The organism is Rhodopirellula sp. P2 (assembly GCF_028768465.1).
Taxonomy (GTDB): domain Bacteria; phylum Planctomycetota; class Planctomycetia; order Pirellulales; family Pirellulaceae; genus Rhodopirellula.
This window is the reverse complement of sequence record NZ_CP118225.1, coordinates 3,236,397-3,249,980: the sequence shown is the minus strand read 5'-3', so window position 1 is coordinate 3,249,980 and position 13,584 is coordinate 3,236,397. Positions and strand designations below refer to the sequence as shown.

Here is a 13,584-nt window from a genome sequence, read left to right as displayed (position 1 = left end):
ACTCCGCTGCCCCTGCGCGCCCGTCACAATCACCTGACCCGAAAAGCATACCGGCACACGATTCCAACAGCCGATCAACGCCCTTGCCCGATTCAAAACACCGTTCTGAGTTTCCAGAGCGGCTGCCCAAACCACCGCGCCAAACCGAACCTCGCACGAAGCCCTCCGCCAGAGCACGCCGCAGCGGACAAAACCACTAGGGAACCATCGCCGGAGTGTCCCCACCACAAAGCGACTCGCCTTGAACAAGGATTTGGGTTCAGGCTCGTACCTCGCTGACCCCAAATCCTAAATAGTTAGCGGACACTAGACGCTCCAAAGGCGGTCTCCATCTGAGTCAAGAAACGCAAGCACCTCGGTACCGCATAGATTGCAACCATCGTCTCGTCCAGCGAAGTCGAACCAGTGGTCGCCGATCGTATCCGCCGCGCCAAGTCGAAATCGGGATCGTGCGCCGAGGTAGGTGACGTTCATTTTGGATTGCGGCACGACCGCACCATAGGACGTCGTGAAATCGTCCGCAGGACAGCACCCAAGCTCGACAACGAATGACCCGCCAGAGGAGCGGAATTGAAAGGTCAGCAACCGCAACGTGTCGTCCACAACGCAACGGAAGTGAGGCATTGAGCCACGGAACCCGCGTTCACGCAACACCGGAATCACGCGGTCGCGCAGTACGCGGTTCATTGCCTCTCGATCTGCCAATAGTCTGTGTCCACTAACGGAAGGTTTTTACGACACCGCCCTCAACGAAGCGAACGATGCCTGAACGACGAGAGATTGTACCAATGCCAGCCCGCGTGACCAACCAAGGAAGGTGTGCCGAAGGCCTTGCGTAAAAACCGTGTTATGTGCCACTTGCCCCGCCGTTACGCGTTGACTCCAGATGAGACTGAAAGACGTTGGCGCTAAGAGTTGCGTTACCGCATCGTATAGTCGCAGAAGGCAATTGAGACAGGAAGCGGCCAGCGATGATCCATAGTTCGCGGCAAGCGAGATCGTCGAGTCGTATGTTAATTGAGTATCCGTCGTCGCGGACGGAACACCAATCGAAGAGCAGGCCACCCGTAGCGTCGGTTAAACGATCGTGGAACTGAATGAACCAACCAGAGTATGCGTCCTGCGGCACCTGCGACGGTGACCGTTCGTCGCCAGCATAGCACCGCCAAGTGACGTTATGTCCAGCAGACTGAAAGCAAGCCAGCCATTCAAAGGGCGTAGGTGGCACTTTGCTGGATGAGACAACATTGAACTCCGTATCGCTCAACCATTCAGGGACGCGTTCAGTCGTATCCGAGGAAGAGACGATTTCAAACCTATCAGCGGCAAGCTGAAATGGAGAAGGAACGTCGATTTCAAAGCCAACGCCATCAGCAACGTCGAGGACATCAATACCCTCAGCGCAGTTGTCGGGATGCCAGCCATTCGGATCGAGGGCGAATTCGCGAATTCCGTGTGCCGTAAGAGTGATGGTACGAATGGTGCGTTCGTCACCCGCCGCATAGCCACCAGCGATCTGGAAGCGAAATGCGACCGTGACCGTTTCGGGTAGTGATGCGCCGGCTGGCAGAGGAGAAATTGCGGTTACGGATGCATCGTGGAGGTCATGGTTATCGTCGAGCCAAGCGTCGAACTGTGATTGCGATTCGACTAGCACAACATTCAGCCGTGGCACACAACGGAAGGTTTTTACGACACCGCCCTGAACGAAGCGGTCGATGCCTGAACTACGAGAGATTGTACCAACGCCATGGCACGTTGCCAAAGAGCCAAGGTGTGCCCGAAGGGCCTCAGCGTAAAAACCATGTTGTCCGCCGCTGAAGCGTCAATCAGGTTGGCCATTCGGGTCAGAAAGATCATGGTCGGACTGCGAACCAGCGCAGGCCCAAACGCTACGCCACGCGCCATCGAAAGCCGCAACCCCAGAGACGGTCGTACCAAGTGGAGTCCAGAGGGAACGGCGTGGTAAGTACGCCATGATTTCACGTTCGTTATGCCAGAAACGTATGGAACGACGAATTGGTTCGATGGCATCCTCGTCGTGCTGGTCAGCATTGCCCCACGGTTGAAGCTCGGCCAACAGTTGAAGGTTTGTGTCTAGTTCGTGGATTTGCTCGGGTGTCGTATGGCGAATCGAGTGGATAAATGGTTGCGTCGTGATCCATTCGCCACGTTCAGCGTCGCCGTTCCGCGAGATAATGCAACGAACTTGGTGCACGTTGCGGCTAATAGGGAAGTATGCGGCAATTGCCACGTTTTCGGGTCGAAGCAGGTAGCGAGCGCCAGATTTGTGAGCTTTGAGACGTTGCGTCAAGGGAAACCTGCGGCGGACAACGGAAGGTTTTTACGACACCGCCCTGAACGAAGCGAACGATGTCTGAACTACGGAAATTGTACCAAGGCCGGCGAGCGTTGCCAAACAGCGAAGGTGTGCCCGAAGGGCCCCAGCGTAAAAACCATGTTGTACGCCGCTACGCTACGGAGAAGGTGTCCATTCATCTGGATTGGCATTCCATCCATCTTTGGTGTACCAACGGATTTCGGACACTGCGGAATCATCGGTCAGAAACTGGTGGATTGCAGTGGCAACAGTGTTGAGTTCGGCGTCATAATTCCGACGCAAGAGCCAATCGACAATACCACGGCTAGGGTCACAAGAGATCAGCCATTGTTGAGGGTCATCACCAACGAGACCTACCATCACGTAGCACCGACGAGAATCGGCAGGGCAAAACAATGTGAAAGCGTAGTCGAGCGAGTCGAGGATGCAGTCACCAAGCCCCTGCGAGGCGAGGAACGCCACCAGCGAATCCGCAATGTCTTCGCCAAAGGGTGGAGCATCGGCGTTTAGGGTTGCCGAGTCGCGTTTGAAGCTGACGTGAGTCTTCATTGGTCTGCGGCGTACAACGGAAGGTTTTTACGACACCGTTCTAAACGAAGCGAGCGATGCCTGAACTACGGAAATTGTACCAAGGCCAGCGAATGTTGCCAAAGGGCGAAGGTGTGCCGAAGGCCTAGCGTAAAAACCATGTTGTCCGCCGACTACGCCATGGGAGAGAACGCCGATTTACGCAATGCGTCAAGCAGCAATTCACCAGCACGTGTGATATCGCCGGCCGTGTGGTGAACCCATTCGGTATCCTTCCGTGCTACGTCCGGTGTGGGTGGGTATCCAATATGATAAAGCGCGGCCAAAGGACCATCGTCCTCTGCGGTGCAACCGGGGGCGACACGAGCGATGAGTGGATAGGTGTGTGAATCGCCATCAACGAAGCAAAGATGGTAGTGCGACGTAAAGACGAACAGTTCTGGACCGTCTATCGTTTCAAGGTGGCGCAACAGAGCACACATGCCGTCGAGAGCCACACGGGTAGGTCGAGAATGAGTCTCGTATCGCTTGCCGTAGAACTCAAAAAGCGTTTTGCGTTTCTGGCCTGAGATTCGATGGACGATCATCTGTCGAGCGGACAACGGGTTTCTGTACGACAGGGTGTCGTACATGCTTGGAAATGGGGGAGAACGGGTGTTGATTTTAGCTGAAGGGGGCTCGGTCTGCAGCACCGTGCGACCGGGCGAGTGTGCGGGGACGCGGTGTTGCGTTCGCTGCTACAGAGGCACGAGTGTGAAAAGCGGTGTTTTTCACACTGAAATCAGGTGGCAATCACACCTTCCCCGCTGGCAGACAAGACGAACGTCCTGCGGGGCAGAATCCAACTCGCAGTTGCGAGGGGGCTAGGTTTTGATCGCCTGAGAAGGTTCCGCGTCTCTGATTCGCAGGATTCGCTTGGCAACCTCTCGCTGCACCTGCGAGAAGAACTCGGGCGACTCCAATCGCTCTCGTTGTGCCGCGGGGAGACAACGCAGCGTCGGTTCCCAGATGTCTTGCAGTGGGATTTGCAAAGAAACCCAATCTTGGCGCGGCATCGTCGCTCGCATTCCCGGCAGGGGAAGCAATTGACCATCCTTCCAGACGCCCAACGTCACCGCATACGCGCCGTTTGAATCGGGATTCGGATCCAGCTCAAGCCGCATCCGGCCCACGGAAGGCCGAGGCTTCGGTTGCCGACCGGAAGACTCCGACGACGAACCGGGTTCGTCCCTCAACCGATCCAGTGGGCTGGCAACCGCCGTCGCTTTCATTCGTGCGACGTTGGTGTACAGCGAGGTGGTTTCCAAATTGGTGTGCCCGAGCAGCTTTTGAATGAACCGAATGTCGGTACCGGATTCGATCAGATGCGTGGCAAAGCTGTGGCGGAAACTGTGCGGCGTGACCGCCTTGCCAATTCCCGACAGAATCCGAGCCTGCTTGACCGCACGTTGGATCGTCCTCGGAGAAAGATGCCGGTCGACACGCCTGCCTTCGGAAGGAAACAGGTAGCCAACTCCTTTGGTGTGCCGCCACAACTGCCTCATCAGCGGCAACAGATCGTCGGCCAGCATGACGTAGCGATCCTTTTTGCCTTTGCCAAGTTGAACTCGGATTTGTTGGCGATCGAAATCAAAATCCGACCACTGCAAACGGGCGACCTCCGCGACTCGCAAACCGGTTGCATACAACACAGTGAGAAGCAGTTTGTCACGCAACGTGCGAGCGGCCTCCATCATTCGCTGGACCTCTTTCTTGGACATCACGACAGGCAATTGTTTTGACTTTCGCGGGGACACCAGCCCAACCGTGCACCGCAACAAACAGAATTTGTCTAGGCCGGTTCGCAGTGCCGACAACGTGACACTGACCTCCGACGCCGATGCGCCTCCATTGACCAGCAGTTCCAGGTACTCCCGAATGTCCTCTTGGTCGATCTGGTCCAGCGGTCCCCGGTACCAGCGAAGGAAGCAGACCCAAGCGGAGCGATAGTTTTTGATGGTGCTAACAGCGTAAAAGCGGATCCGCAACTCGCGGACCAGGCATTTAACAACCAACGGCTTGGGCGGCTGAGTCGAGAGGTCGACGACGGCATGCTCGGCTTTGAATTCCGTCTCCACAGCGTGTCGTGGGGCGTCGCGACCGCGAGCGTTTCGCCAAGGCTGGCCGTTGCTGTAGAGACGCGGTGCATCCGGTGCGACGGAACGAGACATGGGTTGCTCCTGTGAAAAAGATTGAAACGCATCCCGTGAGGTTCAACGAGTCGAGCGTGGTGTACAACGCGAAGATCTCGCAATTCACTGTTTTTTCGGAACAACGAATGCGTCATCAACCGCCATCAGCCCATTCTGTCGCAGTATCGACGACAGATTTCAGGCGAATGGTACGTGAGTGAGGGTGAGAGTTTCTTCGGGCGCATCATTTGGTGGTGCGCTGCTGAGCTTGAAATGTGGCGTGGGTTGCAACTGCCGTTTTACTTCACCCTCCCTTTGGGATGTCGGCTCGCTTCGGGCCGGGGAGGGTTACGCGCTGGCCCCAATGCTGAACCCTCCCCTCGCTTCGCTCGACCCTCCCAGGGGGTGGGTGATGATCGTCGCTTCTGAACACAGCATTTAGAAACTGCACGATCGGCTAGGTTGCAGAGCTGAATTGGGTGCACAGCGGCGCACCTATCCGGCTTTGACATTCACACGCCTCCGGCTAGAATGGGGCAACGGACTTGGAAACGACGTCCGTTGCTTCGGTCCGGAGGTATTCGAACGGGCTCAGCGATTCAATCGCGTGCATTGCACGTTTTCGCTGACACACCCGCGAATGACCGACCCGCTTTCGCCGACGCCGAATGATCGTTTCATTGCATTGGATCGCTTTCACCCCAACCTGTTGGCGGTGAGGTTGCCTCTGCATGACCGAATACCGCTTCGGTGTTTGGTTCTGCGACGCAGGGTCAGCGAAAAATGTGATGAGATGGTCGGCCCCGATGCATGTCGCGTTGGCATGAATCGCACACCACTTTGTTTAGCGGGATAGATGGAATGTTGATGACTGTGAGTTCGATGGCGACCGGATTGTTCTTGGCGTTTGGTTTCCCCGGCCTGCCTGAAATGTTGATCGTGTTGGTGATCTGTTTGGTTCTGTTTGGTGGTGCCAAGTTGCCATCGCTGATGCGGAACCTGGGACGCAGTGCCAACGAATTCAAACGGGGCATGTCCGAATCGGGCGAAGACGAAGACGAAGCAACGGATCGCACCGACGAGAAGGTCTGAGATGTTTGGTCTCAGCCCATTTGAACTGGCCGTGATCGGAGTGATCGCGGTCGTCCTCTTTGGTGGCAACCTGCCGGAAGTGGCAAGGAAATTTGGCTCCACGTACAGCCAATTTCGGCGCAGCCTGCAGGATGTCCAGCAGCAGTTCCGTCAGGTTCAAGACGAAGCGAGCCGGGCGATGTCGATGGACACACCGCCCGCGAAGTCGACGTCGTATGACGACGATGAGGATGAACCAAACGAACCCTCGGCACCCAAGTTCACTCCGCCCGAGTAACACATTCAGTTGGCGTCGATTGAATCCGACGTCAATGGAATCTGCATCGGTTGTTGCAAGTACGCCAGCAAGTCACGAACATCCTCGGTCGACAAAGCATCGAGGATGTTCTCTGGCATCAGCGAAACCGGCGACGCCTGCAGGGTTTCAATGTCATCACGACTGACTCGCACCGCGTTGCCTTCCGCCGTACGCATCGTGACCGTTTCAGGCGTTTGATTTTCCAGCAACCCGCTCAGCACTTGACCATCCTCGGTGAGCAATCGGTAGTTGGTGAACTCTTCGCGAATCGCCGCTGACGGGTCGATGATCGCCAGTGACAAGAAGTCCAAGTTGGATCTTTCGTAACCCGTCAAATCGGGGCCCACCTTGCCTCCTTCGCCGAACAGCCGGTGACAGGTTCCGCAATGTTTGGTGAACATCGTTTTGCCGTTTTCCAAATTCGACTGCGAGCTCAAACGGACAACGGATTGCAACTCCGCGATCCGAATTTGCTTTTCTGCCGGAGTCGCCCGAACCGTTCCCCAACGGCTCGCCACTCGCTCACGCAATCCTGCGTTTTCAAAGGCCTGCATCTGCAAAACCACATCCGCAGGCACCCGTTCCACATTGATCTTGGCGGCATCAATCTCATCCATCAGTACCGACGCCCATTGCTCGCGGCTGGACAGGACTCGGATCGCGGTCTCTCTCATGTTGCTCGCGTCATCCATCGACGATTGATACGCCGATGCGATCCATGAACCAATGCGTTCATCCGAGAATCGCGACAGGGCTTGCAAGGCCGCCGCTTTGACCGCATCGGATCGATCTGCTTGAAGTCGACGTCGCAAGACGGCAACGACGCCTTCGGTTTGAATTTCGCCCAGTGTTTCGATCAATTCAACCTTGGTGCGGATCGGTGTTTCGGCTTGCTCGATGAGCTGCAGAGCCTGCTTGATCGCATCGACATCACCTTGTCGCAACCGCAGCGGTAGATCCGAACCAGGACGAGCCTTTCGAAAGATTGCAAGTTGTTCCTGCAGAGCGTCTGGCAACAGTTCGACCTTGCGTCCCACAAAGGCCTCTTCAAAACCTCGAATCAGAATCGCCTTGGCATCATCATCGGGTGCCATCGCCAGCAAACTCGCAGCGACCAGATAGCTTTCGCTGGCCCCCTCCGCTGCCAGCCTCTGCATCAAACGAGCCAGGATCGTCTGCCGAACCAAACGGCTCTGCCAAAGCCGTTCGTCCGCGAACAGATCAGCGACGGCGTCAGAGTGCTGTTTGCAATGAGCTTCCAAGCCCCACCAAATCAACAACGGCAGATGCAAGTCATCCTGATCCGATTCACGCAGCATCATCTCGCGAAGGATCGGCAATGCCTGTTCAGCACGCAAGCGAGCCGCGGTGGACGCCAACTGCGACCGAACGTGCACGTCATCTTCAAGCTTAGCAAGCTCAACGAGTGCCTGCGGTTGATCGTTGGTCATCGAGGCGTTGTCGCCAAGCAGACGAATCGCCCAGCGACGCAAATCGGGGTCCGGTTCGGAGGCCGTCAAGTGTTTTGTCAAAGCTTCATCGCTCAGAACGTTTCCTCGGTGGAGCGCCCACAACGCCAGCAATCGCCTTTCATCCGTCACGTCACGGAGAATCTCACCCAAAGAGGCCTGAAGATCGCCGGATGATTCGATTCGCGGCACGATCACCTCCAACGCGAGAAAGCGAATGGTGCGACTGGGATGAGCCAACAGCCGAAGCAACTGATCGTCGGACATGGCCGTCAGGTCAAATCGCGTTCGCGTTGGAAGCAGCTCCTCCGCGTTCGATGATGGAGCAGGACTTTTTGCAGTGAGCCGATAGACCCGCCCGCTGGTTTTGTGCCAATTGTCGCGTGGGTCGACGTGAGTCAAACGGGTGTCGTACCAATCCGCGAAATAGACCGCTCCGTCCGGCCCGACCGCGATCGCCACGGGCCGAAACCATCGATCATCGGTCTCGATGGTGGTTTCAAAATCGCGTGTTCGGAACGTCGACGTGTCCTCGACCAACTCGCTGCTGATCACACATCGCTGCAAGGGGTTGATCGCGATCGATTGATCGCGATAACGCTGCGGCAACACGTTGTCTTGGTAAACCACCAACGCCTGCGTGAACCGTCGGCTATCGCCTTCGGATCGCATGTGATTAAAAAAGCCATAGGCGTGCGGGTTGGTCAGGGGACCGTGTTTGCCCCATGACTTGGTGCCATAGCTGCCTTGCGGATAGAACATGCCACGGGTGCTGCCGTGGTTCGTTCCTGAAAACGTGAGTCCGCTCTCTTCGATTTCCAAACCAAACGTGTTGCCGCCTCCTTCAGCAAAGATTTCAAACTGATGCGTTTCAGGGTGATACCGCCAAATGCATTGGCCCTGGAACGCGGTCGCTTGGTCCGGTCGGTCCGACAAGGGAGCACGAATCAAGGCCGTCGTGGTGCTGCCGTTGGCACCGTACAGCCAACCATCGGGACCAAGTCGCAAACTGTTGGCGACCGCGTGCGTGTCTTCCAACCCGAATCCCGACAGGTGAACCGTTGGATCCCCATCGACCTTCGCGTCGTGATCGGCATCGGGATAGAACAACAAATACGGCGGGTTCATCACCCAGATCCCGGACGTGCTGACCGCGACGCTGGTCGCAATGTTGAGGCCTTCGATGACATCTCGATGCGTGTCATAGGAGCCGTCGCCATTGGTGTCCTCCCATACCGTCACGCAGTCCGCCCCTGCAATATGATTGGGTGGAGCGATCGGCGTGCTATCAAAGATAGCTCGTAAGTGTTGGTCGTAGCGAACCACTTTCAGTCCCGCCGGAAACGGGTACTGACGATACTGCACCACCCACATTCGGCCTTTGAAATCGAAACTGATATGAATGGGCTGAGTCACATCGGGTTCCCCCGCGACCAATTCCACTTGCAGGTCGTCCGGCACTTCTAAACGAGCGATCGTTTCGGTGGGAGAGGCGGGGTCGGAATCATCTCCGAGATCCCCGCGGCCTTCAAACTCCCGCATCACCCGGGCAACTTCCTCATTGCCCGCCGGGGAGTCCTGGGGCACAGCGACGTTCGCCCATCCCCAGCCGAGAGCACTCCAAAGAGCAACGACAAACAACCACTGGTTTCGCATTGAGTTCACTCTCATTTGTTGGCTGACCGGCATGGATCGACTCGTCGGGGTATCAAAGTGTCGGCTTCTTACTCTTCCAAACAACAGAACCATCACCGAAGAAGGCAAGCAAAGATCCAGTAACATGCAAGGTGTTGAACGAGCGTCTGGGCTGCTTTACTCCACCCTCCCTCTGGGAGGGTCGGACCGCTTCGGGCCGGGGAGGGTTACGCGTTGGATCCAATGCAGAGCCCTCCCCTCGCTTCGCTCGACCCTCCCAAAGGGAGGGTGATGATAAGCGCCTAGCAGCAACGCATTTAAAAACTGCACGATCTCCTTTGTGGAGAGGGGAGACTTGTTGTTTTTCGAGCAAGAAAAGTTGCATCGTTTTTTAGGGGATAAACACCAAACGTGTCGCAGTCCAGGTCAACGCCCAAACGACTCACATCGTTCGGCCCGATCATTCCTGCCGACCTAATTCGTACCACTTCTATTTCGCCGGCGTGATCACAACCGTGTGAGTCACCGGAACGATCGCGTCTTGAATCGCCTGCACCAACTCGGCTCGTTTGGCTTCCGTGCTTTTCACTGCGGCCTCCAGATCCTTCTTGCCTTCTTCGCCATGGAAGATTTTCTTGATCTGAACCGTTTCAAAAGCCTGTTTGGCGGCCACCGCTTGATCGATCGCTTGAAACGCTTTGCTGAACGGATTGACTTCGAAGTGCTCGGCCAAGTTCACTCCTTCGGCCAGCTCCTCCTTCGTGAACTCTTCGCTGTGGTCTCCCCAACGGACACTTGCCTTGTCGGTTTCCAAACCACTGACCGTCAGCAAGAACTGATTCAGATCTTCGTTGAACGGAACCAACGTCATCCCGGAACGAATGCTGTTTTCGTCGTTGTCTTTTCCGATCGCGCAAAACGGATAGCGATGGCTCTCGAAAGTGATTTTGTGAGAAGAATCATCGAACGCGAATTCGACGAGCGAATGATGATCACCGCCCGCCGCGGAAGTCGCCGCCAAGTCCACCTTTAGATTCGCGATGGGTTCGCGAATCCCCATCGATTTCAGGAAGCCGTATGCCATGATGACTTGGCCGGCCCAGGGTGGGTGAATTCCATCATTGCCAGTGACTTGATAAGGTTTTTCGTCCGTCCCGTATTTTTTGGCCGCCGTGATCTGAGCCACATACATGGGCCAGAAAAGATCCGCGAACGCGACGTTTTCTTCTTTCGCGATTTCGATTCCTAAGTCTCGCAGCGTGCACAGGTTCAGGTTGTGCTCATCCAACGTGCACGCAGGGGCCTTCACCCAGGTGGCGATTTTCCCGGCACAACCAGGTGACCCCAACACGACCTTGGCACCGGCTTCCTTCAGACGCCGAACAATGTGTTGGTAGTTGTCCTTGTACCAATGCCCGTTGTTGACGTCGTAGGCACGATAGCGAGCGTCGTTCATCCCGTAGCAAAGCGTCGCGATGGTGGGTTCGAATCGCAAGCAATCCGAATCCATCCGGCGTAGGAACCCGGCCGCGGTTTCGCCGCTCCATCCGAGTTGTCGCGTTTCAATTTCCAGATGCGGCATGCACGCGTTCAGGTAGGTTTCGATCATCCGTGAATACATTTTCTGCTCGGTGATCGAATCTCCGATGATCACCAGGCGATCGCCCTTGGTCAGCAGCAGCGGCCCAATTTCGGGAGCCTTGGCCGGGAAGAACTTGCCGAACTCGGGGTCATCCGGTTTGGGCTCGTACTGATACGGTCCGGACTCGGGGAACTTCGGCAGTGAATTGTCTTGGGCAGATGCATTTGCGGTGCAGAAGACAGAAAACGCGACAAGCCATCCAAGGCTTCGCAATATCGTGGGTGTCATGTTGGGTCTCTTGGTGTCGGTGATGAGATTGAAATGGGGGAGGTGAGGTGGGAGGTTGATGGCCAACGGCCTTTTTTTCTACTCGCCAAAAATTGAATGGATGCCTCTCTCTGGTCAGTAGCGATTCATTCGGCATGGCAATGAGTCAATGAGTTCGCACGATTCAGTGCGACGCCCCTCACCCCCAGCCCTCTCCCCGAAGGAGGTCGTGCAGTTTTACTTCACCCTCCCTTCGGGAGGGTCGGACCGCTTCGGGCCGGGGAGGGTTACGCGCTGGATCCAATGCTGAACCCTCCCCTCGCTTCGCTCGACCCTCCCAGGGGGAGGGTGATGATAGTCGCTTCTGAACACAGCATTTGAAAACTGCACGACCTCAAAGCGAGGCGAGGAGGAGCCAGGATGATTGCGGAACGCGAACGTGTTCACATATTCTGCGAGGCTTCATCACGAAACAACTTCGACTAACGACTCAAATCGGACGGTTGGTTGGGAGCGATGCTCATGGGCGGTTTGTTGGGATCGATCTTTTTGTGTTCCCAGTACCAGCCATCGGCCTTCTTCTCGAGCACGCGGTGCTGGCTGTTCTTTGCCAATGGTGCGGGATCCGATCGCACGAACTGTCTCAGTCGCTGCGCGGCGTCAGCATGCTCGGAGTGCCCGATCAGGTTGTCGAATTCGTTCGGATCGTGGATGACGTCATAGAGTTCTTCGCTGCCATCGGCGTAGCGAATCAAGCGATAACGTTCGCCCTTGATTCCTTGGTTGCCCGGATTGTGATCGGTGATCGCAGGTGTTTCGCGAATTTGTTCAGGTGACCGAATTTGCGGGACCAAACTCAGACCTTCAACATCCTTCGGAGCGGGCAATCCGACCAGATCCGAAAGCGTGGGATAGAGATCCAACAGCTCCGCCGGCGACTGGGTTCTTCCGTGAGCGATCCCGGGGCCCGCAAAAATCAACGGCACGTGGGTGGAACGTTCCCACAACGTGTTCTTTCCGGTGACGTTCTTTTCACCCAAGTGCCATCCGTGATCGCTCCACAGGCAGACAATGGTGTTGTCTCGATGAGGCGATTCTTCGAGCGCGGCCAAGACCCGACCGACTTGGCTGTCGACAAAACTGATGCAGGCCAAATACGAGTGCACCAGATTCTTTTGTTGGTTGTGAGCTTCCAACCAACTCATCCGTGGCTCGGGCAACTCCCAGTGCAGGTACCAACTGAACGGAGAACAATCGAGTCGATCGTCGCTTCGGTAGGGTGGCAACTGCAATGTCTCATCGTCATACAGGTCCCACCACTTCGGCGTGACATGGCAAGGAACGTGAGGCAAGAAGAAACCGCAACTCATGAAGAACGGTTCATCCTCGGGCAGGGCCCCGATTTTCTCCGTCACCCAGTCGGCAACCTTGTAATCGCCTTTGTCTTTGTCGCGGTGATCGAACACGCCCCAGTCCATCAGCGGGTGATCACCGATCGGGGTGGGAGGGATGAGCTTCTTGGGCGGCTTCACACCGGCGACACCCGGCGGTCCGATCTCGTCAAATTCCGTTTTGTCTCGGCCGTAGCGACCGTGATAAACCTTGCCCGCCGAGTAGGTTCGGTACCCATGCGCCTTGAAGTGCTGTGGCAACGCGACGCGGTCCTTCAGTTCGGGCAAATCGCGAAACCATGGTGCCAAGCCGTAAATGCCCGTCGTCGAAGGACGCAGCGAGAGCATCAGACTGGTTCGCGACGAATTGCACAGCGGCGATTGGCAATGCGCGTTGGTGAACGTCATGCCACGCTCGGCCAACGCCTTCATCGCTGGCGTTTGGACCTGAGGATGCCCACCAAGAGGTTCGACCCAATCGTTCAAATCGTCGATGCAGATCATCAAGACGTTCGGACGGCTCGATGAGTCTTGAGCAGAGGACTCGGAAACAAACAGCGTCGCGACAAGGACGACGCTCCAAACAAAAAACTTGTTCATTTGGCTGGGGTGGGGCAGGGCGGGATGCGGGTGGGGAGAAGCGGAACGTGTTCCAGTGCATCATTCATGCAGTGGGGACAGGAACAATCAGGCAGAACCATGTGAGCCGTTTGGGCGTTAGCCCCGGTTGCACGTGGGAACAGTGGCGTTCACCAAATGGTTCATACGCCCAATGACTCCTGCTTCGACCTCGACGTGGGGTACGACGGA

The 13,584-nt window shown here is 56.3% G+C and carries 11 protein-coding genes; 2 read left to right on the top strand and 9 right to left on the bottom strand.

Annotated elements, in window-relative coordinates; all coding sequences use genetic code 11:
- Positions 1-306 precede the first annotated feature (306 nt).
- The 6 genes from PSR62_RS11465 to PSR62_RS11440 form a co-directional block, all read right to left on the bottom strand.
- Positions 307-687, bottom strand: coding sequence for a DUF4304 domain-containing protein (locus PSR62_RS11465; protein WP_274407879.1), 381 nt, complete (start codon positions 685-687; stop codon positions 307-309).
- A 160-nt stretch (positions 688-847) separates the two neighbouring features.
- A complete protein-coding gene (locus PSR62_RS11460) occupies positions 848-1,657 on the bottom strand; it encodes a hypothetical protein (RefSeq protein WP_274407878.1) in 810 nt (269 codons plus the stop codon).
- Between the two features lie 168 nt (positions 1,658-1,825).
- Positions 1,826-2,254, bottom strand: coding sequence for a hypothetical protein (locus PSR62_RS11455; RefSeq protein ID WP_274407403.1), 429 nt, complete (start codon positions 2,252-2,254; stop codon positions 1,826-1,828).
- A 222-nt stretch (positions 2,255-2,476) separates the two neighbouring features.
- On the bottom strand, positions 2,477-2,890 hold the full coding sequence (locus PSR62_RS11450; RefSeq protein ID WP_274407877.1) for a hypothetical protein: 414 nt from the start codon (positions 2,888-2,890) through the stop codon (positions 2,477-2,479).
- A gap of 152 nt (positions 2,891-3,042) precedes the next feature.
- Positions 3,043-3,501 carry a hypothetical protein gene (locus PSR62_RS11445; protein WP_274407876.1) on the bottom strand — a complete coding sequence of 153 codons (459 nt, stop codon included), beginning with the start codon at positions 3,499-3,501 and terminating at the stop codon, positions 3,043-3,045.
- Positions 3,502-3,732: 231 nt separating this feature from the next.
- Positions 3,733-5,079, bottom strand: coding sequence for a tyrosine-type recombinase/integrase (locus PSR62_RS11440; protein ID WP_274407875.1), 1,347 nt, complete (start codon positions 5,077-5,079; stop codon positions 3,733-3,735).
- Positions 5,080-5,907: 828 nt separating this feature from the next.
- On the opposite strand from PSR62_RS11440, the gene tatA reads away from it, so the two are divergent.
- Entirely contained in the window at positions 5,908-6,132 is a 225-nt protein-coding gene (tatA, locus tag PSR62_RS11435; protein ID WP_274407874.1) for a twin-arginine translocase TatA/TatE family subunit, read from the top strand.
- Between the two features lies 1 nt (position 6,133).
- On the top strand, positions 6,134-6,409 hold the full coding sequence (locus PSR62_RS11430; protein WP_007328854.1) for a Sec-independent protein translocase subunit TatA/TatB: 276 nt from the start codon (positions 6,134-6,136) through the stop codon (positions 6,407-6,409).
- A 5-nt stretch (positions 6,410-6,414) separates the two neighbouring features.
- Here the strand turns inward: PSR62_RS11430 and PSR62_RS11425 are convergent, their stop codons facing one another.
- From PSR62_RS11425 to PSR62_RS11415, 3 genes are all read right to left on the bottom strand, one after another.
- Positions 6,415-9,570 carry a PVC-type heme-binding CxxCH protein gene (locus PSR62_RS11425; protein WP_274407873.1) on the bottom strand — a complete coding sequence of 1,052 codons (3,156 nt, stop codon included), beginning with the start codon at positions 9,568-9,570 and terminating at the stop codon, positions 6,415-6,417.
- A gap of 454 nt (positions 9,571-10,024) precedes the next feature.
- Complete coding sequence (locus PSR62_RS11420) at positions 10,025-11,404, bottom strand: SGNH/GDSL hydrolase family protein (protein WP_274407872.1); 1,380 nt, start codon at positions 11,402-11,404, stop codon at positions 10,025-10,027.
- A gap of 461 nt (positions 11,405-11,865) precedes the next feature.
- Complete coding sequence (locus PSR62_RS11415; RefSeq protein WP_274407871.1) at positions 11,866-13,374, bottom strand: sulfatase; 1,509 nt, start codon at positions 13,372-13,374, stop codon at positions 11,866-11,868.
- Between the last annotated feature and the right edge of the window lie 210 nt (positions 13,375-13,584).

Excerpts from the sequence above, each read along its gene's own strand:
- tatA (WP_274407874.1), top strand. The coding sequence starts at position 5,908 with ATGACTGTGAGTTCGATGGCGACCGGATTGTTCTTGGCGTTTGGTTTC.
- PSR62_RS11430 (WP_007328854.1), top strand. The coding sequence starts at position 6,134 with ATGTTTGGTCTCAGCCCATTTGAACTGGCCGTGATCGGAGTGATCGCG.
- PSR62_RS11425 (WP_274407873.1), bottom strand. The coding sequence starts at position 9,570 with ATGAGAGTGAACTCAATGCGAAACCAGTGGTTGTTTGTCGTTGCTCTT.
- PSR62_RS11415 (WP_274407871.1), bottom strand. The coding sequence starts at position 13,374 with ATGAACAAGTTTTTTGTTTGGAGCGTCGTCCTTGTCGCGACGCTGTTT.
- PSR62_RS11440 (WP_274407875.1), bottom strand. The coding sequence starts at position 5,079 with ATGTCTCGTTCCGTCGCACCGGATGCACCGCGTCTCTACAGCAACGGC.
- PSR62_RS11465 (WP_274407879.1), bottom strand. The coding sequence starts at position 687 with ATGAACCGCGTACTGCGCGACCGCGTGATTCCGGTGTTGCGTGAACGC.
- PSR62_RS11420 (WP_274407872.1), bottom strand. The coding sequence starts at position 11,404 with ATGACACCCACGATATTGCGAAGCCTTGGATGGCTTGTCGCGTTTTCT.
- PSR62_RS11445 (WP_274407876.1), bottom strand. The coding sequence starts at position 3,501 with ATGTACGACACCCTGTCGTACAGAAACCCGTTGTCCGCTCGACAGATG.
- PSR62_RS11450 (WP_274407877.1), bottom strand. The coding sequence starts at position 2,890 with ATGAAGACTCACGTCAGCTTCAAACGCGACTCGGCAACCCTAAACGCC.